Source organism: Methylomonas rivi (genome assembly GCF_024505165.1).
In the GTDB taxonomy this organism is placed as follows: Bacteria; Pseudomonadota; Gammaproteobacteria; order Methylococcales; family Methylomonadaceae; genus Methylomonas; species Methylomonas rivi.
Map to the genome: position 1 here is coordinate 12,560 of NZ_JANIBK010000034.1, position 21,186 is coordinate 33,745.

The window sequence follows — 21,186 nt, forward strand, 5'->3', positions numbered from 1 at the left end:
CCGGCAAGCGCCAAGTTTGCCGGCGCGCCGCTTGCGCGGCAAGGGCTGTCATTTTTTTCGTCCGGTCAAGCCTAATATCAGCATGGCCGACACGACTATCCCCGAATACACCATATTTTCCTTGCTGGCGCCCAACAGATAGGCTGCCCCTGCACCGATGCCCATGCCTACACCGCTAAATGCCATGCTTCTCATGACCTTGCATAACGAACAATCTTCATTGTAATGTTTCATGGTTTTTTCCGGCTCATCGTTTCAGCAACAATATTGCCATTCAATGCGGCTGTTTAGAATTCAGGCTTGGCTTTACTTTCCCGCAATTGTTGCCACTGCATGCGCACCACATGTTTGATCAACAACTCCTGATCCTCTTCCCGGACATGGGTAAAATCGACGCTGACGGTATACTTTTCAGCTGTGTCCGGCTTTGTATCGCTAGCCCGGCAACTCACCACACGACCATATACCAAAATCAAAGCCAGGGTAGTCGGCAGGTAAATCTCAATAGCCAAATTTTGTCCTACGTCCAAGGGCTCCGCTTGATCAAAGGCCAAACCGGAAGCGCTTAAATTGACGTCCTGACAATTTTGGGCGTTGACATTGCAACCCACAAACATAACAGCCTGTGCCACGGCATTCACCTTTGCATCCAGGATACGATACAGCTCCAAAAACTCGGGGTTCTGTTTTTCCAAGCGCTGCATGATGCGCAGAGCTTCTTGCGACAATACGTCTAAAGTGGCCGCCAGCGAAAACTCGCTGCTAATCAGGCCGGTGGATTTCAGCCCCAAACCGGCGGTTGCCTCATCGATTTGTCGATAAGACAAGCTAACCGTATCGTTTATTCTGAAAAATCGCCGTCTTTCGGGTGTTGCATTAAGCATAATAAAAATTCCTGGGCTTAAGGTGTTTTGTCTGTAGTGGTATCGGTTTGAATGGTTTGCACGGTTTGGTTCCGGTCATTCAACAGCGCTTCGTCCTGTGCAATCACAATTTCCACCCGCCGGTTAACGGCACGGTTTTGCGGCGAATCGTTCGGCGCCAGAGGATGAGTATCGGCATGTCCCTCGATTAAAAACCGGTTGGGATCGATTTGTTGTTTTTCCAGCATGTATTGCGCCACGGTCACGGCACGCGAGGACGATAACTCCCAATTGGAGCGGTACATAATGGTTTTAATCGGAATGTCGTCGGTATGGCCGGCCACGATTACCTTGCCTTTCGATTCCGTAACCGATTGAGTTATTTTATCCATGACCGGTTCGAAACCCGGCTGCAAAACCGCGCTGGCGGAAGAAAACGAACCTTTTTCGTTAATGCGGATCACGATACGGAAACCGTTGGTTTCCACCGTCACCAAGCCTTGGTCGATTTCCGATTGCAATTCTTTCTTAATTTTATCGGCCTCGGCTTTGATTTCTTCCAGTTTGGCCTCGATGACTTTTTGCTTGGCTATCTCCATATCTTCGGGCGTGTCTATTTTTTCCTTTTCCTCCTCCGTGGATTGTCGAATTTCCTCCATGGGCGTCTGCTGCACCTGGCCCGGGCTGAAGTGCTGTTCGATGATGCTGGTGCCCATCGGAATTTGATCGACCTGCATTTCCCGCTGCACGCCGAAGGCTTCTTTTAAGGAGTCGGCAACCTTTTTGAATTTGACCACGTCCATGCTGGCCATGGACAACAGTAAAATAAAAAAGCACATCAACAAGGACATCAGGTCGGCAAAAGTCGCCAACCACATCGGCGCCCCAACGGGAGGACATTTCGGACAATCGGACATGTTTATTCCTCCTGGCGTTTTTTCTCGGCCACATAAGTATTCAGCAAGGTTTTTAAAACCTTGGGATTGGTGCCTTCCTGCAGATTGGCAATAAAATTCATCACCAACTCTTTATTGGCTTTTTCGTAATTCTGCACGCTGGCCAATTTGTCTATCATCGGCAACGCGAACACGTTGGCTATCATCGCCCCATACAGCGTGGTCAGCAGAGCAACCGCCATGGCCGGCCCGATCGCCGACGGATCGGACATGTTCGCCAACATCTGCACCAGACCCACTAGCGTGCCTATCATACCCATCGCCGGCGCCAAGTCGGCCACCCCCTTCCACATGCCCTGCCCGACTTCGTTACGGCTTACCATCAAATCGATGTCTTGTTGCAGTAAATTTTTGACGAACTCCGGGTTATAGCCGTCTACGCACAAGCGGATGCCTTTTTTCATGAACGGATCGGTCACTTCTGCCGATTCCAGCGCCAGCAAGCCGTTTTTACGGGCCATATCGGCCAGTGTTACGGCTTCTTCTATTAACACATTAGGGTCGACCTTCTTGTTCATGAAAGCCCTGCCCACCACGCCAAATGAACGCAGAAAATCGGCGATAGGCAAACGCATCAAGGAAACCCCAAACGTACCGCCGAATACGATCAAAATAGACGGCACATCGATGAACAGCATGATGCTGCCGCCGGTCAGAATCGCGGCGGTAATAATCACATTAGCAATTATAAACCCTAGTAAAGTTGCTAAATCCACTTGTTATCACCTCTCTCGTAATACTGTTATTCAAAACCCTATCAGGATAGCCGAATTAACAAGTTTCCGCAGCATTCCTGTCGATCCGCTTGGTAAGCCGGCATTGAAATAGGCCGGCTTATCTTGTAGGGTAAGCCCAAAGCCAATCTCGATAAAGGGCCTATCGTATATCCGGGCCTGTCGTTTTCCGTATTTAAAGGGATTCATGCAGTGCCGCCGATACCGCCGATGCGCGCGTAAACTATTGCTTAAGGAATATCATGTACGAACAAGAATCCCATTCCCTGCTAAATGCCATTCTCGACGATCTGAAACCTGAAATCATCCGTCAGGATTTAAGGCATTTTTATACCCGTCTGGGGGCTAACTTCTATGCCATCTATTCCTTGTTCCATATTCTTTACGGACATAGGGAGGATTTTCGTACCCAGATGCTGAGCTTGGTGGAAACCATGGCCAAGGGTTACATCAACCGTTCCGCCGAACTGGAAAAAGTCGACATTGAGCGCGAGCGCGACCACAACTGGTTTTTGTCGCAAAAGTGGGTGGGCATGGCGCTTTACACCAATGGCTTTGCCGATAATTTGGCCGACTTGGCCAGCAAGATCCCCTATTTTATGGAATTGGGCATCAATATGGTGCATATCATGCCGATTTTAAAATGCCCCATCGGCAAGAGCGACGGCGGCTATGCCGTCAGCGATTTCCGCCGAATCGACGAACGTATCGGCAATTTGGACGACTTGGCGCGTATCGCCAAGGACTTTAGAAAACGCGACATTTTGCTGGTATTGGATATTGTGCTCAACCATACTTCGGACGAACACGAATGGGCGCAAAAAGCCATGCGGGGCGACCAACGCTACCAAGATTATTATTTCACCTTCGACAACCGGGAAATCCCGGACATGTTCGAACAAACCATGCCGCAAATCTTCCCGGAAACCGACCCAGGCAATTTCACCTGGAACGAAGACATGCAAAAGTGGGTGATGACGGTATTTCACGAGTATCAATGGGATCTGAATTACAGCAACCCGAAAGTCTTTATCGAAATGCTGGACATCATCCTGTTTTGGGCCAATCGGGGCGTTGATGTATTGCGGCTGGACGCGGTGGCCTTTCTGTGGAAGAAAATCGGCACCCGCTGCCAAAACGAGCGCAATGCGCATTTGATTCTGCAATTGTTAAAAGACTGCTGCCAAGTGACCGCTCCCGGCGTACTGTTCATCGCCGAGGCCATCGTGGCGCCGGTGGAAGTCATCAAATATTTCGGCGAAGATGCCATCATCGCCAAGGAATGCGAAATCGCCTATAACGCTACATTCATGGCTTTGCTGTGGGACGGCATTGCCACCCGTAATGCCAAGTTGCTGTATCAGGGCCTGAAAAACCTGCCCAACAAACTTGAGCGCGCCACTTGGCTGAACTACGTACGTTGTCACGACGACATAGGCTTCGGCTTTGACGACAACGATGTGCGCGCGGCGGGCTACGAACCCTATGCGCACCGGCAATTTTTAATCGATTATTTCAGCGGCTGCTTCCAAGCTTCGCCCGCCCGCGGCGAGGTATTCATGCGTGACGAGATCACGGGCGACGCCAGAATCTGCGGTTCGCTGGCGTCTTTGGCCGGACTGGAGGCCGGTATTGAAAACAACGACCAGGAACTGATCGATACCGCGATCAAGCGCATTGTATTGCTGCATAGCCTAATCCTGTCTTTCGGCGGCATTCCATTGTTGTACAACGGCGATGCCATAGGGGTAGTCAACGATTACAGTTACCGTGAGGATGAGGGCAAGAGTGACGATAACCGCTGGATACACCGGCCTAAAATCAATTGGGAACGGGCGGAGTTACGCAAAAAACAGGGCACCGTCGAGTTTGTACTGTTCAATGCCTTGAAGAAAATGATCGCCATTCGGAAGGAAACCTCGGCCTTTGCCGATTTCAATAACCGGGAGATACTCGATACCGACAACGAACACTTGCTATGTTACATGCGCTTCGATCACCGGCGCCCTTCCGAACGGGTTTTGGTAGTAGCCAATTTCGACAGCAATCCGCAATACCTTGATCTGGACAGAATCAGCACCCGCGGCATTAATCTGCACGGTCAAAAAATCGATATCTACACCGGCGGTAAACCGGCTCAATTCGGTAACCGCATCGTGCTGCCGCCTTATCAATTTTATTGGCTAAGCACGATAGGCTGAAATTGGCGCTCGCAAGCCAAAATCGGTTCAGGCAAAACGGTTTTTTCTACCGACCGACAGCAAACCCGTCAGAGCGCTTAAGAACATCCAGGCCGCACCGGGAAGCGGAACCGCGGTTAACTGCATTTGGCCATCCATTTCAAAGAGTTGTCCGCCCACGGCGCTGACGCCGCCAACCTTGTTGGCTCCGCCGGCAACCTGATTAATGACCGGAGTATTGTTTAACGCGGTTTTGACTTTTACCGAAAACAACGCCGTGCCGCCCGCGATAGTGTCGGGTTCGTATACGTCGGCATTAAAACCGCCGAACACCCCTGAAAAATCCAGACTGATTTGCTCGAAGCCTACGCCGATAACCGCTGGGGCGAAAATCGATCCCACCCCGCCGGTAATCGTGCCCGACAGGATCGATGCACCGTCGGCAAAACCGAAATCGTTGGCGAAACTGTAATTGGGATTGCTATCGAAATAAAGGCCGGCCGTGCCGCCGGTGATGACAACGTCCAGCGAGCTCGGCGACACATTGGTGTATTGGCCGGTAAAAAAAGAACGTACGGTTAATTCGAATCCGTTACCCGTTCCGCTGAAGTTAGCGCCTCCCGACACATCGAGCTGTCCCACGTTAAGCGCCGTCGCATCGAAAATATGGCTGGTGACGACGGTTTGAAAATACCCGGTAAAAGTATTGCCTGTCGCTACCGTGGTATCGGGTTTGACCAAGCCGATTCCGGGGCCGAAATCGTAAGTGTCGAACGGCCCGACGCTGGCTTCGTCGCCGACGGCGCCAGGCGCGGCCGTATAATCGGCCGTGCCGACCCAGGATGTATTCGCAAAGGCGTTTGGTATTATTAGGATAGCGCCTGCCGCCAACATCAGCTTCCTTACCAAATATAATTTCATAACCGATCTCTCCTTAAAAAATAATGTGTCCATCAATAAGGCAGCAAATAAACTGCCTAAACAACATTATTATTAAAATTCAGACGCTTAGGCGATATCCAGACGGGCCTGATCATCGCATGACATTTAAACTATGCTATTTGACTTACCATTGCACGCCATTTCCCACGCTATTTACTGGAGTAAGACCCGCTTCAGCAAGCCCTCCCGGCTATCGACGGCAGGCTTGCCGGGCATGCTGCCCGGGATAATCACATGCAGCGTTTGCCGGCAGGCCTGGCTACTCTGTTCCGTCTCCAGCATGGCCTGTTCCAATTCGGCTTTAAACCCGGACAGGACTTGATGCAAGCCCTTATGCAATCCTTGCAACGCGGCCTTTTGCAAGGACGGTTGTAATTTTTTATGCAGAAAAAACGGAATCAACCAGCTCAAAGCGATCAATAAAACGCTATGCACCGCAAAGTCCACGCCGAGGTAGGCTGTCGACTCGGCAGCACTATGGTAATACCCCGAAAACACTTGATAACCGACAACGAGCATGGCCATGATCGGCAGCACGGTTTCGCAAATGTTCGTTAAGCGCATCAGAAAACGCTGCAGACTGTTACCGGGCTTCAGCAGCGCTTGCCGCCCGGCCAATTCAATCTGCTGGGCAGCATTTTTGTCGATAGCGGATTTCAAGATTTCCAGCCTGGGTTTTAACGCTTTACCGGCAATATGGCATTGATCGGCTTGTTGCAACAGGTTTTCCAACACATCGCCCAGGCGTGTTTGCGCCCAGGCATCCCAGACGGCGATATCGTTTTTGCCATCCGGGCGATTGGCCAACGCCTCCGAATAGGCATGAAACGCCCAGGCCAAGCCTTGCGGAAAAGTCGATTCGGCCTGTTGCCAGCTTTCGAAAAACTGTCGCCGCAACCCGGCAAAGTCCTGTTCGCCGAGGTGTTGCGAAAACCGCTGTAATAGCTTGGCCAATGCCTGTATCCGCAGACGTTCGTTATGCTCGGTCATTTGCAGCATGGTTTGCCGTAAGGATAGCGCGTTAAGCTGCTGCAACAATTCGGAAAATCGGTCGCCATCAGGTTCGGTACAACTGGTATATAGCACCAGCGGATCGGTAAACCCCGCCTTACTCAATTGCTGTTTAAAATCCTCTAATTGGGAGGGTACCGCCCTATCCCACTGGTTCATGACAAACAACCAGGCATGTTTGCCGCCCTCGGCCTGCAATAGCTGCCAAGCTTTGTTATCGCGGTAACGTTCCGGGCTGACGACGTAGAGCAACACATCGATATGCGGCAGCCATTCCAGTACCAAGCTCTTGTTGGCCAACTCGATACTGTCGAAATCGGGCATGTCTATCCAGACGATATGATCGTTTTGCGGATTGTCGTGTTGGGCCAGCTTGGTTTTATCCAGCGGCAGATTGGCCGGCAATTGTTGTAGTTCCAGCGAGCGGTGATGGTACAACGTCACTTCGCGCGAGGTCGGACGTTCGATACCTGCCTTGGCAACGGCCTGTCCCGCCAGCCGGTTTAATAAGGAGCTTTTACCCACGCCGGTACCGCCTATAAACGCCACGATAAGCGGCCTGGATTGAGCCGGCCGGCCGGCGAACAATTGTGCCGGGCTACGCAAATCCAGCTCGAATAACTCCCGCGCGCAGGCTTCTTTCAAATGGCCTTGCGCTATGGCGGTTTGCGCCCAGCTTTGTGCCTGGGTTAAAAGTTCAGAGTATTCGTAAGCCATGTTTTTTCTCTTTCAGCGCTTGTTCGGCCTGTCGGCACTGTTGTTCGGTGATATTGAAACGCGTGGGAAGCTGAATATGCCGCGGCAATTGATACAATTGCTCGCGCAAAACCGCTTGAAACAGCTGGGTTTTAACCGTGTGCAGTTGCCGCTGTTTCAGTTCCGCTTCGACGCGCTGCATATAGCCGCCGATAGCGCTTTCCGCCAACAGCGAAGTAATGGTCAACATTAACGGAGTAATTACCAGATCGTGTACGCCGATACCGCCGGCTTGAATGGCCAGAAACATGCCCCCGGCATCGGTAGAAAGTCTTGTCGCCCGCAGGCTGTTCAAAACCAGCGGCTGTTCTTGTAATTTGCGGTACAGCCTATGCGCCGCGGCATCGACATCCTGGAGAAAATCCTGGTGATAGCCGAGGACGGCTTGTTGGTAAGCCATGCTAAGTTCGCCTCTTTTTTGTCTAAGCAGCACCGCCGTTTCGCGCCACCAGCCGCTGTTCAGTACCTCGGTTTCGGTTTTTTCTAGCAATTTATCCGCCAACCTGATCATCACGTGGTCGCCGATTTGGTTCAAAATACTGATTTCCAGGTCGGGGCTGGCCTTAAACTCGCCGCGCCCCAACTTCATCAGCTTGCGTACCGGCCAAGTCATCGCCCGCCGGGTTTTGCCCAATATTTTGGCAAGGCCCGGAATTTCCAGCAGGTTCAATAAATTCAGCAAGGCGGCCTGAAAGGTGTGGTAGTGGTGCGGATGATCCAGAAAATCCCGGCGATAGGCCGTACTCGCCTCTTCCAGGCATTGATCGATCATGCCCTGCCATTGGCTTTGGGCGCGATGCTCGGCGAATACCGGTTCCAGCCACTGCCGCCAGTATCGATTCAAAAACAGCTGTTGCTGCTCGCCGTGTTTTTTACGGTCGAGCCGTTTTGCCAACCCGAAAAGCGCCGCTTGAGCGTTTAGCGGCCAAACCGGCCCGCCGCGGTTTTTTTCAAACAATAGGGAAACCACTTCAGGCATGGCATCGCTACGGGTCTGTTGCCATTTTTGCCGTAGCGAATCCAGCACCAGGGTTTCGCTGCCTTCCGCTAATTTATTCAGACAAATCAGGGTTGGCTGGCCGAATGCCTCCAGGGTTTGCATGACTTCCCAAACCGACTGGTCGGCATATTTCTCCTTACTGACCACCAGCACAATCAGGTCGGCCAAAGCCACGGTTCTGATAACGCCTTCCCGGTAATCGGCCGCGTCGATGGAATCGAAATCTGGAGTGTCCCATATCACGCAGGCCGGCAATAACTCGGACCGGGCCACGCTACCGGTAACGGCATAACAATCGAAACGGTTACGGCTCAGAGAGGCGGCGTCCAATTTTTGAAAGCGGCCGAAATAATGCTGCAACCCCTCCGGATCATCGCTGCGCAACCCATGGCAAAAACCCTGGGCATGCACGGTATAACCGGCCAAGGGACTGACGCCCGCCAAGGTATCGTTTAACAGCACATTGACGATAGAACTTTTACCGGCCTGAGTGGGGCCGATTACGGCAATTTGCAGTGGACATTCCGGAAAATCATGGATTAATAGGCCCTTGCGCAGAAATGCCTCCGCATGCAACAGTTGCTCGATACGCTGTTGGTATTCAAAATGCAGAGGGCTTTTAAGGTCCAGTTGCGCAAGCACTGACTGGTATCGCTGTTTGAGAAGTTGGATAAATTCCAGCATGATAAAAGGGCTTGGGTTTATAATTACCGAGTAAATTAGTTAGTTTAATGACCCGGATCGCCGCATTATAAATATAAAATTCCGGGTTTGTTTATTTAGGCCACAGGGGGGCTTTCATTATGAAAAAAGCGACAACTATTCTGGTTTTTCTGATCTGTACGTTAGCGATCGGTTGCAACAAAAGCCACCAAATTAACGGCAGCAGCCTGAAAACCGTCAACAGGTCGGTCAACGCCATCAAGGAAAAACTGCCGTTGGATCAGCGCATCGAATTTGAAGTGTCATTCTGGACCTTGCGCGACGAGATCAGAAATAATAAGGAGTTTTTGAACGAGATCGACGGTAAAACGCCGGAGCAGTTAATCGCCAAGGGTAAGGAGCTGTTTGAGAAACGCAAGGCCGGCGGTAACAAGGAATATGAACAATACGGCAACTGGGATCAAATGATCGCTCAATATACCCAGGAGCGTATCGACCAAAACCGCAAGAAAACCCCCGATGCGCGCGACAAATCGAACCCGCACCGCGTCGATTACAAAATGCAATCCATGTAATTCAGCGCCGCAACGCCGGGGCCGGCAGTTGTTTTTGTTCCACCAGAACAGACACGAACTGGCTGGCTTCGGCGATGGTTTTTTCCATCACCTCGATTAATTTGGAAATATCCACGCCCATCTCGAAAAACTCGTGCCGCAACGCCGCAATCGCATGGGCATTCAGATTATGCTTTAAAAACAATACCTGATCCTGAAATGCCGCCAACACCGGCTGCATGCGCGACTCGGCCACTTGCAGGGTCTTCAGCAACCGGCCGTACTGCTGCCGGGATTTTTTCAATTGCTGCTGGCTGCGGGCCCGCAAAGAACGGTTGCTGTACAGCTCCAGCTCGGCTTCCCATTCGGCGAACAGGGCTTCGCTGACTTCTTCAATGGCCTGAATCCGCTGTCCGACCTGCTCGGCCTTGCCGCGGCAAATATCGTAGCGTTTTTTCAATTGCTGGTAACGCAACTCCAACGGGCTGTCGTCATGGCGGGCGATGATTTTGAATTTTTCCAGGGCATCGACGAATTGGTCCCGGCTATCCTTAAGGCTCTCGCATGCTTGATCGACCTGCACCACTACAATGTCGCGCTTATGGTGGCCGAGCAAAGACTCGCGGCTTTGGTAATAGGCGTTACGCAAAGGTTTGTTCAACAGCGATTTAATGAATCTGAGCATGCGAGGATAGGAAACGGTCTTTGTTGATAACGGTGGTTTTAAACCCGGCGCGGCTTACAAATTCAACAAAGCCGGCGTCGATAATGCCTTGTTGCCGCAACAGCGCCAATGGCGCTTCCGGCTCGATTGGGCAGGATTTAACCAGCAACAATTCGTCGGCGGCCACTTGCCCGGCCAGCCAGGCGGCCAAGCTGTCCGAGGTAATATCCCAACTGGCCGCTATGCCGGCTTGTTCCAGCTCTTGCAGACAAGGCGACCAAATGGCCGCTTTTGCACAATCGCCCGCGGTAGCGACTTTCCCGAACACGGCAAACTCCGGCCGCAGACTGTGAAACAGCCAAGCCATTTGCTGCATCGCCAAAATGGCCATGCGATGAGCGGCAACATCGTCAAAGCCCCACTGCCGTTGCGCCGCCCGGACCTGGTCGGCAAACACGCCGCCGCCCGGCACGATGAACACCTGGCCCGGATAATCGGCTAGTTTGGCCAGGCAGGCCGGCAGTACCCGCGCCGACAATAAACTACCGCCCAGTTTGACGACTGTGATCATTGCTGGAATTGTTGCAGTAATTGCAGCAAGGCGGCGGCCTTATCGAAGCATTCTTGGTATTCCGCGTCTTCATCCGAGTCGTTGACAATGCCGCCGCCCACCCAAAAGCGGATGCTGCCTCGGTTATGCACCAGCGTGCGGATGGCAATATTGGTATCCATATTGCCGTCGAAACCGATATAGCCGATCGCCCCGCAATAGACGCCGCGCCGCTGCGGCTCCAGTTCTTCGATGATTTCCATGGCGCGAATTTTAGGCGCCCCGGTAATCGATCCGCCCGGGAAGCAACTGCGCAGCAAATCCAGCGCGTGCCGATCGTCGGCCAACTCGCCGGTGACGGTGCTGACCAGATGATGCACGGTGGCATAGCTCTCGACGGCAAACAATTCAGGCACCCGCACCGAGCCTTCCTTGCAGCTTTTGCCCAGGTCGTTTCTGAGCAAATCCACGATCATCACGTTTTCCGCCCTATCCTTGTCGCTGGCGGCCAGGGCGGCAATTTGTTTTTGGTCTTCGCTGGCCAAGGCCTTGCGCGGCCGGGTGCCCTTGATCGGCTTGGTTTGAACCTGACCGTCTATGACCCGCAAAAACCGCTCCGGCGACGAACTCAGGACTTGTACATCGGGGAAATTCAAGTAGGCGCTGAACGGCGCGGCATTGATTCTGCGTAGCGTCTGGTAGGCAAACCAGGGGTTTCCCCGGCAAGGGCTGGAAAAGCGCTGGGTCAAATTGACCTGATAACAATCGCCTTCCTTCAAATAATGCTTTATTTTGGCAAAAGCCTGCCCGTAACTTTGCCGGCTCATATTCGACTGCGGGGCTTGCAAGACTTTGAAGTTATTTAAGTCGAAATGCTCGGGCACTTGGCTGAATTGTTCCGACACCGCCTCCACCAGCTCGTCGGCAAGACCGTAACCTACCAGCCAACTTTGGCGTTTTTGGTGGTCCACCACCACGGCCCAACGGTAAATACCGATCGCCATGTCCGGTAGTTGTTCGGCATCTTCGGCCGATACCGGTAGTTTTTCGATACGCCGGGCCAGATCGTAAGCGAAATAGCCGATCGCACCGCCGTTAAACGGTAATTCGTCTATGGCCGGCAGCGGTGCGCCCAAACGGGCTTTGAGTAATTCGAATGGATCTTCGGCGCTGACGGATTGAACGCCATGCTCATCGATATGCGTCGAATGACCGAATGTCTGCAAAGTGCAAACCGGTTGGTAAGCCATAATATCGAAGCGGCCTTGCCGGCTAAGCGGAAACGCGCTGTCCAGATAAACCGCCCAAGGCCGGTCGGCGCAGGTCGCAAATAACAGGGAACTGTCCTCAAAATAAGGCAGCGATTGTTTGGTGACTTTAGTTAAAGGCATTAAGTGGTGTGATTAGACGATTCGGCTTGGCCGAATGGCTGCGTGGCAATCGGCGGATTTTATACCAGCCGCCGATATTAACCAACATCGTGAGCAAGATAAGCGACAGCGACCGCCGGCGCGCAATCGGCGGCATCGATTTCGCCAAGGTCCGCCGATGACCTGAGTAACTGGGTAAAGTCCAGATAATCAATCCCGAGTTCGCCGGCGATTTCCTTGACTAAAAAGCGCCCTACCCCGGCACCGACAAAACCCACTTTTTCCGTCAAGGTTGTTCTTTGCATTTGCCGCAAACAGGCTAGACGCAACTTATCTTTTTGCTGTTGCTTTAAGGTTTGGGCGAATGCCTGCCATAGCGGCCAGTCGCTTTCGGCAAATTCGTAACCGGTCATGCGCGACAAGCGGCGGGCGCTAGCCAGAGAAGATTTTTCGGCGCCATCGGCGGTATCGCTTTGATCGTGTGCTTCATTTAAATCGCCGGTGATGCGGTAGACATCGGCCATGGTGGCAAAATATTCGGCCATCAAACCCATGGATTGCCCATTGAATTCGGCCTGCTGGGCAACCGCCATCACTGAGGTACGCACGATGCCGGTATACACCAGCTCGCCCGACACCAAGCGGGTATAATCGCTGTCGCCCACGGCCTGTAGGGTATGCCGTTCTATCAGCAGGATATCGGTGGTAGTGCTACCTATGTCTACAAATAATGCCCGCTCTCTGAGTTTAGCCGTCAGCTGGGCGCTGGCTATCCAATTGGCGGAGGCGATGGCCAGATAATGGTTTCGATTCACCGCTTCCACGTCGATAAAACCCTTGCCGCCGGCGAATATCAACATGTTTGCAGCGCCCAGCTGCTCTCGCAAGGTGCGGATAATGGCCGCCACGCCTTGTTCCCGACCGGAAAAACAATCCACCAGTTCGCCGGTCATGGTTACGGCATGGCGGCCGCAATGGTACGGCAGCGCCCGTAAAACCGCCTGGACGGCTTGTTCCAAATAGGCTAGCCCTTTCCAAAGCGGGCAAGGCTGCTGAACCGCCCGCAGCACTTCGCCAGCCTCGCTGAGCAATGCGGCCTTGACGTGGGCGCCGCCGATGTCCCAGCCCATGATATTTTTTTGCATAGTCGGATTTTTAATGAATATCAACCTGTACCGATTGATTATCGGAGAAACATAAATAAGGATCGCCATCCAGCAAGCGCAATACCTGCTCCACCACATTAATGCCGGTCGCCCGGCGGATGCCGGCGTAAGAGGTCGTCAAACGCGGGTTGATTTCCAATATCAACGGCCCTTGTTGCGGCGTATCGATAATATCGATACCGATATAACCCCATAAACCGGGCATGGCGACGGCAACCCTATCCACTAATTCCTGATAAAGCGCCAATTGCGGATGGTCGGCATTCACCAGACAGGCCCGCAGGCTAAAACGGTTTTGCCGGACCTCTACCAGCTGCCGGTTGCAACATAATAACCAGCCCCTGCCCTGTTTGAACAGACAAGACAAACTCAGAACCTGCCCGACCTGCAACGGCTGTACCAACAGGCTTTCGTGGTGTAGCAGGTTTTTGATGGCGGCCGGATAATACGCCGGATCGTCAACGATCAGACTGCCTTCGCAGCCGACCCCGTCGATTGGCTTGATAACACAGGCGGGAAACGGCGCTTGGTGCAAGCCGGCCAAGGACAATGTCTCAACCGCCGGAATGCCATTGGCCAATAAGCAACGGTAAGTAGATAACTTGTTCGCGCAAATGGCCAGCGTTTCAGGTTGGGACAGCAATAAAATTTTTTGTTGCGCGGTTACTAGCCGCGCCAGACCCTCCAATATGCCATCGCTCTCCGGTGCAATCAGCCAGACCAAACCGGCTTGCGGGATCAAATCCGTTAAAATTTGCTGGATATCATCGGTTTGAGCGACAGGCACGACCTCGGTATTGCGCGGCAATGACACATTCCGGCAGCGATCGTCCAGCGGCAATAGCACGGGTAAATTCGGCAAAGACTTCAGATCGTCCAGCAAAGCCTGTAACATCATGCGGCCTTCGGCCAGCAGCGATACGGGCAAAGCCTGTCCCGCCAATCCGCCGCCCGTGATGTATTCGAATACAAGAATTTTCAACCGTTACACCTTAATATGCAGATTATCCCAGTGATCGATTTAAAGGACGGCTTGGTCGTGCACGCCCAGCGCGGCAACCGGGCTCACTATCAGCCGATACATTTACATTCCGTCTTGACCGGCGACAGCGATATCGATACCGTTATGGCGGGGTTTTTAAAATTACATCCGTTCGAACAATTTTATATCGCCGATTTAAACGCCATTACCGGAGCGGGCAACCACTGGCCGTTAATCGAATCCCTGCTGGCCGCCTACCCTCATATCGAATTCTGGATAGACAACGGCAGCCAATTATCCCAGATTAGCGCGGGGCGGCCGAATCAAAAATGGATAATCGGCAGCGAATCGCAACAGTCGCCCGCTAGCCGCTCCGAACGGCCATTTATTCTTTCGCTGGATTATAAAGACCGGCAACCGGCCGGTCACCGCTCCTGGTTCGAGCAAAGCCAATTCTGGCCCGACAGGATTATCGTGATGACCTTGAGCCGGGTCGGTAGCAACAGCGGCCCGGATGTGGAAAAACTGGCCGAATTACACCGCCGGCATCCGGCAAAACAGTTTATTGCCGCCGGCGGCATACGCCATGCAAACGATCTCGAAAACCTTGAAAACCGCGGCATACAGGCTGCGCTGGTGGCCACGGCTCTACATAACGGCACAATCGGCGGCGCGCAAATCAAAAACCTATAGGCAAAAAAATACCCCGGCAAGCCGGGGTATTTTAGCCATCTAGGCTAGCAACAACTTATGCTTCGTTGTTAACTGCGAATGGGTGTTTTGCTTCTTTTTTGCCGGCAACAACTTCAGCAGCGGTTGGAGAACCAGCAACAGCGCGTTTCAGAGCTTCTTTGGTTGCAGCGTAGTTGAAAGATTCGATTTTAGCGTCATCTTCAGCCAACCAGTGGATGAAAACACCGACAGATACGAACAAATCGTCAGCTTCGTCAGCAGGGATAGTACCGTCTTCAACACAATCGGCAACAGCCATGGCTACGCCGCGTTGCGCTGGTCCAAACATTTGAACGGCTTGTTTTGAACCTTTGATGGTGACTTTGTTGAACAGAATGGTAGCTGGTTTAACCATCAGGTTAGGTGCAACAACAGCCAACAGAGTGGAGAAACCGTCTTTGTTGTTTGTCAAAGCGTTAGCAAACGCAGTTTCAGCAGCTGAGCCACGTGGGCCGACGATCAAGTCGATGTGAGCAATTTCATTGCCTTCGCCAACCAAAGATTCGCCAACGCGCATGTTTGTAATTTTAGCCATTTTTAATTTATCCCCTAAAGATAAGATTGAACCAAGTAAAAGACACGTTTAGTCCGTTTATAGACGCTTCTGGGCAATTCCCTTAAACACTTTTTAGACATCAGTTTGTCTAAAAAGCTGTTCCAGTAGCACCACCAGTACTGTTGCGACAGTGATGTCAGCGGTTGTACCCGGATTGATTTTTTTCGCCTTGAAAGCCTCATCGATGCGATACAGCATAGTCAAAACCTCTTCCGGCTTATTAGCGGCATCCATCGCCTTGCATAACAAAGCCATCTCTTCCGCAATCCACTCTGAATACTGCTTTCCATACTTTCGCTCAATATGGCTATCCGGATAACGAGCTAGCATGTCGGCATAAACCCTTAATGCAGCCCAGCCGCTATCGCCAGACAAAACGAAAGCACGATTATACGCCAAAATCGTAAAATCAAAAACATCTTTAAAGCAATTTGTATACTGCAAGGCAATTCTGTCCCTGTCCGCCGCCAGCGCCATGGCCTGCAATAAAGTTACCGTGGCTTGCCTATGCACATCCTGCTGTTCGGATTCGCCCAAGCCGCCCGGCGACGCCAACGCAATGGCCCGAAACGCCCAATCCGCATCCTGCTCGGTGGTGGCGTTCAATACTTCGTCTAACGCTTGCCGTAAATCGTCCGGCCGCCGCGCAAACTGGGCGGCCTGCATCAATGGCGCGCACAGCAGAATAATCCCCAGATTGGTATTGCAAGCCACAGCCTCGCGGGTAGCTTTGACCGCGTAATAGATTTTTTCGCCCAGACTATAAGCCGGATCGGAAATCGGCGCCGCGCTAACTTCGGCGCTGCGCCTGAAATCCGCCACCGTCATATCGTGGCCGTCGCTGAATACGCTGACATTACCCGGCTTGAATGCCTGCAATTCGGCTTCGCAGGCCTGGATATACGCGGTAGCCAAACGCTGTCGCGCTATCACGCCACCGCCTTCATGCTGTACATATGGCGTTGAACCAGATCGTCGACCAACAGCTCGGCAATATCCACGCCGCATGCACCCTGCAAGCCCTTCCAGGCCGGCACGCTATTGACTTCAATCACCGTCAGCCTGCCGTCGCGATCCCTGATGATATCGACGCCGGCATAATCCATTTGCAGCGCGGCAACCGCCCTGACCGCCAGCTCCGTCAGTTCGGCGGTCAATTCGATGGTTTCGCAGGAAGCGCCTCTAGCAACGTTGTTCAACCAGGAAATGCCGCGCCGGCGCATACCCGCCACGGCTTTGCCGTTAATCACGAAGATCCGCTTATCGGAATAACCGTCCCCTTCGCATTCGACGAAACGCTGCAAATAATAAATGCCGTGACTGCCGGTAAGCCATAGTAAGTCGGTGGATTTTTCTATCCGGCGTATGCCTTCGCCCTGCGAGCCGAATAAAGGCTTGCTGATTAAATAATGCCCCGCGGCCAATTCCCGCTCGGCGACGGCCAGGGCCTGCTCCCGATCGCGCAGCACCCAGGTTTTAGGCGTGGAAATGCCGGCATGCCGCAACAAAAAGCTGGTCATAGCTTTATCGACGCTACGTTCGATGGCATGGCCATCGTTATACACCGGCACGCTTAAAATTTTTAAGGCATGCAACACATCCAGATAAAACACCACCTCTTCCAGCGAACCGCCCGGCACGCCGCGCACAAACACCGCATCGGGCAGCGCGTGTTCAAAACCGGGAATCAATACCGGTAAATCATCGGTAACCTGGATACGGCAATCGGTAAGGGAAACATACTCCGCATGGCACGAGCGGGCCGCAAAGGCGCGGCAAAGCTGCTTGCCGTGCCAGCCGGGGTCATCGGTAAAAATGGCTATTCGACGCAAGGACTTAATCAAAATTTTAGATAGACACAAAAAAGCCGGACTCAAAAAGCCCGGCTTGCCGAAAAATAACCCTTAAAGGCCGAAAGATTGATCCAGCAGGGCGTTATCCAGTTTACCGGCGCGGAAACTCTTGCCCGACTCAACCGCGGTCACAATCACCACGGCGGGACTGAACAGCATGGCATCGACTTTAAAGAAATCGTATTCATAAGCCTTAAAAATATCGGCAAACGGCTTGCCGTAATCCTTGGAGGTCGAGCTCGGCAATTCTTTGGCCAATTTTTCGGCGGCTTCGTCGCTGCCCTTCACGAACAAATGCACCTGCCCGGCAAACAAGATCGCATCGTTGGTGCGGCCCATGGCTTTAACGAAATTGGGGTGCGGCGGACAGACCGGCGCGGAACCGCTGCCGTCGATAATATTTTCCAACGGAAAATGCAGAGCATGCGCTTTATGCATGGCCACTTCCAGCACCCGGCCCACTACTTGCACACCGCCCGCCAAACTGCTGGTCGGCGTGACGATAATCGTCAAATCGGCCGGCGACACACCGCAAGCGGCAGCCACTTTTTCGACAATTTCAACTGGTGGCACGGCGTCGTTTTCGATCACCAACACGGTTTTATCGTTACTGTCGCGGTATTCCAGTTCTTTATAAAGTTCTTCGACCGGCTCAACCGCGCCGTCTTTGACTTTAGTCGCCATGGCGCGCGCGGGGCCGGAACCCAGCGCATAATATTTGCCGTGCGATAAACTCCAGCCGGCGTATTGACTGCCCAGACAGGACAATACCGGATTAGCGGCATGCACGTTAATCGTCAGCGGCCAGTTATTTGTGTAGCAGCTTTGCGACAGGGTCGCGGTGCCCATGCCGCCCATGCAGATTTCTGTGATGATACGGCCCGCTTCCAGACCGCCCGGTACATTGATGCCGGCATCGATAATCGTGCAACCGTTTTCTAGTTTCTCGACGCCCAGCCTCAGTTTATCCGCATGATCCAGCAGATGAGCCACTAGAGGTTGAGTGAGTTTATTGACGCTAGCTTGGTATTGCATGACTTAAATGACCTGTATTTATAAAATTGTCGATGATAATTTGCCGATGCCGCAGTCGGGTTTCGACCTGGGCCGCATCGTTTCCGGCGGCAATGATACTGCAAACCGGCGCCCCCTTGCCAATAAATACGCCGCCCGCGGGCCTGTCAACCGCCCATTCCGGCCAGCTTAATCCAACGGGCACCAGCAATTCGTTTCGAGCGAAGATAATTTGAAACCCGGCCGGACGCACCCAATCGGCATCATCGATCACACCCAGACAAGCCAGACAATGCTTGTTGAAAACCGAAGTTCCGTATAGCTGCGCGCTGGCCGGAATCCGGGCGTTGATCTCCAACACATGGCATTCGCCGTCATGCACTATAAAATCCAGACTCCCCAAACCCTGTAACGGATACAACCCGACTAACTTCTCCAGCCATTCGGCCAACAACGCGCGGTTTCTCGGCGAAACGTCCGCATGGTTGCTGACGCCGGCAAACAGATAGCGCCGCTTATCGTTTCCAACCGCCCACTGCCGATTAAACCCCAACACCCTGACCTGTCCCAAACCCGCCGCAAACAAAACCGAAAACGCCTCGCCGACCAAATAGCGCTGCCAGTAGAAACGCCGTGCATCCACGGTTTGGCCGTCGGCGAACCGCGCAATGCCGACGCCGCCCTCGCCGCGCATCGGCTTGAGCAACCAATCGCCGCCTTCGGCCGGCGCGGAAAAAACCGTTTCCGGATGCTTGATGGATAATTGCTTGAGATGCTGAAAAAAAGCCGGCTTGTCCTGAAAACGCCTGAAAAGCGCGGCCGTGTTGCCGAGCAGGATCAACCGGCTTTCCAAATAATCCAAACTCTCGGCGTAATGCTCGAAACCGCTACCGTAAACCATATGCGTCAAACCATGCCTGCTCGCCAAGGCCTCGATAACAGGCTGAATAATAGCCGCGGCCAAATTGTCGACCTTGACAGTTTCGGCCGCTAATGCCACGGTGTCCAGGTCGGCATAACAATCGACGGCAACCGCTTGAAACCCTGCATCCACCGCCAATTGCGCCAGCATACGGGCGGAGCGTGCGATTACCAATAATTTAGACGGAAGCTTCAGGTTGCTCATCCGGGCCGGCTCGGAAAATTTCATGGTAACAAGAAAAAATGCTGGATTTAAAAAAATTATCTGGCATAATGCGCGGCTCTTGGAGAGCTGGCTGAGCGGTCGAAAGCGGCGGTCTTGAAAACCGTTGAAGGTTTATCCCTTCCTGGGGTTCGAATCCCTAGCTCTCCGCCATAATTCAAAAACCCGCACCGCCGCAAGGCTTGCGGGTTTTTTTATGTCCATAACCCGACACGCAAAGGATGGGCGCATGAACCGAAAATCCCGCCCGGCCTCGACTCGGACTCGCGACACGGCACGAAAAGACATGGGCTTTGGATTAGAAAAAGGCAAAGACGGGCTCACGGCATATTCCGCTGATACCAACGTATTTTTGTACCGCACAGCTAACGCGGTTCAATTGATTTTTTTAGAATTAAGGAAATTGTCCATGAAAAGCTTCGCGCCATTGTTATTGGTTTGCGCATTAAGCGCTTGTTCAACGCACGAGATCAAAACCTCATCGTCCGAAAACGTGATCGCCTACGGCAAAGACATCAAACTAACCGTTAACGGTACTAACCCCGAAATTATCGACAAATTGACGCGTTACCTGCAGGCCAACTTCCTGATCGAAGGCTTTAACGTGGTCAACGACGACAATGTAACGCAGCTGGTGGTAGCCGTATCGGCATTCGATCCGGGCAATGCGGCGCTGAGACTGACGATCGGTTTTGGGGCCGGACGAGGTTCGTTGGTCTATAACGCAAAATACCTCAACAAAGGCAAGGTGCTGGTCGATTATGACGGCGCAGAACGGTTCACGGGCCTGGAGATAGCGCCCGGCACAAAATACGAACCAACCCGGAATTTCGGCGGCGCGGAAACTTCAACCACCATTTTGCTGGAAGAAGCTTCCAAGCATATCGTCGATCTGGCGACCGGCAAGAGTAAATAGGCAACGACAACCTTCACCCCGTTCCAGCACCATCGCCACTGCCGCCGCGCGGCACGTCGGTTTTCATCGTTCCCACGCTCCGCGTGGGAATGCAGATCCGGACGTTCGGCGTCCTTATGAATTAAGGTAAATCATGGAAAGAAGCCGCTACCTCATCACCGAAGCCGACAACCCCCATTTCATGACCTGCACCGTCGTCGAATGGCTGGCCGTGTTTACCCGCCCGGAAACCGTGCAAATCGTCCTCGACGGTTGGCAATACCAACGCCAACACACAGGTTTAAAACTCTACGGCTACGTGATTTTGGAAAACCATCGCCCAGGCCCAGGAACTGGACAAATGCGTTGCCGGCTTCAAAGCTTATACCGTCCGCCGGATCATCGACCATCTCCAGCGGGAAAAACTAGACTATATCCACGCTAACCCGGTTAAACGCGGTTATGTGAACTTACCGCAGCATTGGCGTTATTCCAGTGCCGCCAACTATGAAGGCTTGGCGGGGTTGATGGAGATAGATGTTTGGTGATGGACGCTGGAGCGTCCGGGGCGGCGTTCCCACGCGGAGCGTGGGAACGATTC

22 protein-coding genes and 1 tRNA gene are annotated in these 21,186 nt (G+C 52.8%); 6 read left to right on the forward strand and 17 right to left on the reverse strand.

The window, feature by feature from the left end:
- Positions 1 to 48: 48 nt before the first annotated feature.
- From NP596_RS08665 to NP596_RS08680, 4 genes are read right to left on the reverse strand one after another with little or no spacing between them, the layout of a single operon-like run.
- Positions 49 to 234 carry a hypothetical protein gene (locus tag NP596_RS08665; protein ID WP_256614919.1) on the reverse strand — a complete coding sequence of 62 codons (186 nt, stop codon included), beginning with the start codon at positions 232 to 234 and terminating at the stop codon, positions 49 to 51.
- Positions 235 to 287: 53 nt separating this feature from the next.
- Positions 288 to 884: a PilZ domain-containing protein gene (locus NP596_RS08670; RefSeq protein WP_256614920.1), complete on the reverse strand. Its 597-nt coding sequence runs from the start codon at positions 882 to 884 to the stop codon at positions 288 to 290.
- A 17-nt stretch (positions 885 to 901) separates the two neighbouring features.
- Positions 902 to 1,780: a MotB family protein gene (locus tag NP596_RS08675; protein WP_256614921.1), complete on the reverse strand. Its 879-nt coding sequence runs from the start codon at positions 1,778 to 1,780 to the stop codon at positions 902 to 904.
- Between the two features lie 2 nt (positions 1,781 to 1,782).
- Positions 1,783 to 2,535 (reverse strand): MotA/TolQ/ExbB proton channel family protein, encoded by a 753-nt coding sequence (locus tag NP596_RS08680; RefSeq protein ID WP_256614922.1) that lies wholly within the window; start codon positions 2,533 to 2,535, stop codon positions 1,783 to 1,785.
- Between the two features lie 260 nt (positions 2,536 to 2,795).
- Here NP596_RS08680 and NP596_RS08685 point away from each other — a divergent pair, with 260 nt between their 5' ends.
- Positions 2,796 to 4,754 carry an alpha-amylase family glycosyl hydrolase gene (locus NP596_RS08685; RefSeq protein ID WP_256614925.1) on the forward strand — a complete coding sequence of 653 codons (1,959 nt, stop codon included), beginning with the start codon at positions 2,796 to 2,798 and terminating at the stop codon, positions 4,752 to 4,754.
- A 27-nt stretch (positions 4,755 to 4,781) separates the two neighbouring features.
- Here the strand turns inward: NP596_RS08685 and pepA are convergent, their stop codons facing one another.
- The 3 genes from pepA to NP596_RS08700 all read right to left on the reverse strand — a co-directional run bounded on the left by pepA (position 4,782) and on the right by NP596_RS08700 (position 9,084).
- Positions 4,782 to 5,654, reverse strand: coding sequence for a flocculation-associated PEP-CTERM protein PepA (pepA, locus tag NP596_RS08690; protein WP_256614926.1), 873 nt, complete (start codon positions 5,652 to 5,654; stop codon positions 4,782 to 4,784).
- A gap of 174 nt (positions 5,655 to 5,828) precedes the next feature.
- Positions 5,829 to 7,403, reverse strand: a complete 1,575-nt coding sequence (locus tag NP596_RS08695; protein WP_256614927.1) for a GTPase — start codon at positions 7,401 to 7,403, stop codon at positions 5,829 to 5,831.
- Positions 7,384 to 9,084 carry a GTPase gene (locus tag NP596_RS08700; protein ID WP_371927925.1) on the reverse strand — a complete coding sequence of 567 codons (1,701 nt, stop codon included), beginning with the start codon at positions 9,082 to 9,084 and terminating at the stop codon, positions 7,384 to 7,386. Before NP596_RS08700 ends, NP596_RS08695 begins: the two co-directional genes overlap by 20 nt.
- Before the next feature lie 161 nt (positions 9,085 to 9,245).
- Here NP596_RS08700 and NP596_RS08705 point away from each other — a divergent pair, with 161 nt between their 5' ends.
- Positions 9,246 to 9,680, forward strand: coding sequence for a hypothetical protein (locus tag NP596_RS08705; RefSeq protein ID WP_256614929.1), 435 nt, complete (start codon positions 9,246 to 9,248; stop codon positions 9,678 to 9,680).
- Between the two features lies 1 nt (position 9,681).
- Here the strand turns inward: NP596_RS08705 and NP596_RS08710 are convergent, their stop codons facing one another.
- From NP596_RS08710 to NP596_RS08730, 5 genes are all read right to left on the reverse strand, one after another.
- Positions 9,682 to 10,320, reverse strand: a complete 639-nt coding sequence (locus NP596_RS08710) for a DUF2959 domain-containing protein (RefSeq protein ID WP_504129978.1) — start codon at positions 10,318 to 10,320, stop codon at positions 9,682 to 9,684.
- A gap of 7 nt (positions 10,321 to 10,327) precedes the next feature.
- The gene (locus tag NP596_RS08715) at positions 10,328 to 10,894 is read right to left on the reverse strand and encodes an amino acid kinase family protein (protein ID WP_256614931.1); all 567 of its coding nucleotides are present in this window, start codon (positions 10,892 to 10,894) and stop codon (positions 10,328 to 10,330) included.
- Positions 10,891 to 12,264 (reverse strand): aminodeoxychorismate synthase component I, encoded by a 1,374-nt coding sequence (gene pabB / locus NP596_RS08720; protein ID WP_256614932.1) that lies wholly within the window; start codon positions 12,262 to 12,264, stop codon positions 10,891 to 10,893. The genes NP596_RS08715 and pabB overlap by 4 nt, the downstream gene beginning before the upstream one ends.
- Positions 12,265 to 12,341: 77 nt before the next feature.
- On the reverse strand, positions 12,342 to 13,388 hold the full coding sequence (locus NP596_RS08725) for a hydantoinase/oxoprolinase family protein (protein WP_256614933.1): 1,047 nt from the start codon (positions 13,386 to 13,388) through the stop codon (positions 12,342 to 12,344).
- Between the two features lie 10 nt (positions 13,389 to 13,398).
- Complete coding sequence (locus NP596_RS08730; RefSeq protein ID WP_256614934.1) at positions 13,399 to 14,391, reverse strand: ATP-grasp domain-containing protein; 993 nt, start codon at positions 14,389 to 14,391, stop codon at positions 13,399 to 13,401.
- A 15-nt stretch (positions 14,392 to 14,406) separates the two neighbouring features.
- On the opposite strand from NP596_RS08730, the gene NP596_RS08735 reads away from it, so the two are divergent.
- Complete coding sequence (locus NP596_RS08735; protein ID WP_256614935.1) at positions 14,407 to 15,084, forward strand: HisA/HisF-related TIM barrel protein; 678 nt, start codon at positions 14,407 to 14,409, stop codon at positions 15,082 to 15,084.
- 55 nt (positions 15,085 to 15,139) lie between these two features.
- Here NP596_RS08735 and fae read toward each other — a convergent pair whose 3' ends face one another.
- From fae to NP596_RS08760, 5 genes are all read right to left on the reverse strand, one after another.
- Positions 15,140 to 15,658 (reverse strand): formaldehyde-activating enzyme, encoded by a 519-nt coding sequence (gene fae / locus NP596_RS08740; protein WP_256603712.1) that lies wholly within the window; start codon positions 15,656 to 15,658, stop codon positions 15,140 to 15,142.
- Positions 15,659 to 15,751: 93 nt separating this feature from the next.
- The gene (locus NP596_RS08745; RefSeq protein WP_256614937.1) at positions 15,752 to 16,612 is read right to left on the reverse strand and encodes a triphosphoribosyl-dephospho-CoA synthase; all 861 of its coding nucleotides are present in this window, start codon (positions 16,610 to 16,612) and stop codon (positions 15,752 to 15,754) included.
- Positions 16,609 to 17,511 (reverse strand): ATP-grasp domain-containing protein, encoded by a 903-nt coding sequence (locus tag NP596_RS08750; protein ID WP_256614938.1) that lies wholly within the window; start codon positions 17,509 to 17,511, stop codon positions 16,609 to 16,611. The genes NP596_RS08745 and NP596_RS08750 overlap by 4 nt, the downstream gene beginning before the upstream one ends.
- Positions 17,512 to 17,583: 72 nt before the next feature.
- The gene (gene mch, locus NP596_RS08755; RefSeq protein ID WP_256614939.1) at positions 17,584 to 18,567 is read right to left on the reverse strand and encodes a methenyltetrahydromethanopterin cyclohydrolase; all 984 of its coding nucleotides are present in this window, start codon (positions 18,565 to 18,567) and stop codon (positions 17,584 to 17,586) included.
- On the reverse strand, positions 18,551 to 19,696 hold the full coding sequence (locus NP596_RS08760; RefSeq protein ID WP_256614940.1) for an ATP-grasp domain-containing protein: 1,146 nt from the start codon (positions 19,694 to 19,696) through the stop codon (positions 18,551 to 18,553). Before NP596_RS08760 ends, mch begins: the two co-directional genes overlap by 17 nt.
- A 57-nt stretch (positions 19,697 to 19,753) precedes the next feature.
- On the opposite strand from NP596_RS08760, the gene NP596_RS08765 reads away from it, so the two are divergent.
- The 3 genes from NP596_RS08765 to NP596_RS08775 all read left to right on the forward strand — a co-directional run bounded on the left by NP596_RS08765 (position 19,754) and on the right by NP596_RS08775 (position 21,030).
- A tRNA-Ser gene (locus NP596_RS08765) sits at positions 19,754 to 19,843 on the forward strand.
- Between the two features lie 256 nt (positions 19,844 to 20,099).
- Positions 20,100 to 20,606: a DUF4410 domain-containing protein gene (locus NP596_RS08770; protein ID WP_256614941.1), complete on the forward strand. Its 507-nt coding sequence runs from the start codon at positions 20,100 to 20,102 to the stop codon at positions 20,604 to 20,606.
- A 133-nt stretch (positions 20,607 to 20,739) separates the two neighbouring features.
- Entirely contained in the window at positions 20,740 to 21,030 is a 291-nt protein-coding gene (locus NP596_RS08775; RefSeq protein ID WP_504129984.1) for a transposase, read from the forward strand.
- Positions 21,031 to 21,186 lie beyond the last annotated feature (156 nt).

Excerpts from the sequence above, each read along its gene's own strand:
- NP596_RS08670 (WP_256614920.1), bottom strand. The coding sequence starts at position 884 with ATGCTTAATGCAACACCCGAAAGACGGCGATTTTTCAGAATAAACGAT.
- NP596_RS08775 (WP_504129984.1), top strand. The coding sequence starts at position 20,740 with ATGGAAAGAAGCCGCTACCTCATCACCGAAGCCGACAACCCCCATTTC.
- NP596_RS08760 (WP_256614940.1), bottom strand. The coding sequence starts at position 19,696 with ATGAAATTTTCCGAGCCGGCCCGGATGAGCAACCTGAAGCTTCCGTCT.
- NP596_RS08665 (WP_256614919.1), bottom strand. The coding sequence starts at position 234 with ATGAAACATTACAATGAAGATTGTTCGTTATGCAAGGTCATGAGAAGC.
- NP596_RS08725 (WP_256614933.1), bottom strand. The coding sequence starts at position 13,388 with ATGCAAAAAAATATCATGGGCTGGGACATCGGCGGCGCCCACGTCAAG.
- NP596_RS08735 (WP_256614935.1), top strand. The coding sequence starts at position 14,407 with ATGCAGATTATCCCAGTGATCGATTTAAAGGACGGCTTGGTCGTGCAC.
- NP596_RS08685 (WP_256614925.1), top strand. The coding sequence starts at position 2,796 with ATGTACGAACAAGAATCCCATTCCCTGCTAAATGCCATTCTCGACGAT.
- pepA (WP_256614926.1), bottom strand. The coding sequence starts at position 5,654 with ATGAAATTATATTTGGTAAGGAAGCTGATGTTGGCGGCAGGCGCTATC.
- fae (WP_256603712.1), bottom strand. The coding sequence starts at position 15,658 with ATGGCTAAAATTACAAACATGCGCGTTGGCGAATCTTTGGTTGGCGAA.
- NP596_RS08770 (WP_256614941.1), top strand. The coding sequence starts at position 20,100 with ATGAAAAGCTTCGCGCCATTGTTATTGGTTTGCGCATTAAGCGCTTGT.
- pabB (WP_256614932.1), bottom strand. The coding sequence starts at position 12,264 with ATGCCTTTAACTAAAGTCACCAAACAATCGCTGCCTTATTTTGAGGAC.
- mch (WP_256614939.1), bottom strand. The coding sequence starts at position 18,567 with ATGCAATACCAAGCTAGCGTCAATAAACTCACTCAACCTCTAGTGGCT.
- NP596_RS08675 (WP_256614921.1), bottom strand. The coding sequence starts at position 1,780 with ATGTCCGATTGTCCGAAATGTCCTCCCGTTGGGGCGCCGATGTGGTTG.
- NP596_RS08705 (WP_256614929.1), top strand. The coding sequence starts at position 9,246 with ATGAAAAAAGCGACAACTATTCTGGTTTTTCTGATCTGTACGTTAGCG.
- NP596_RS08695 (WP_256614927.1), bottom strand. The coding sequence starts at position 7,403 with ATGGCTTACGAATACTCTGAACTTTTAACCCAGGCACAAAGCTGGGCG.
- NP596_RS08715 (WP_256614931.1), bottom strand. The coding sequence starts at position 10,894 with ATGATCACAGTCGTCAAACTGGGCGGTAGTTTATTGTCGGCGCGGGTA.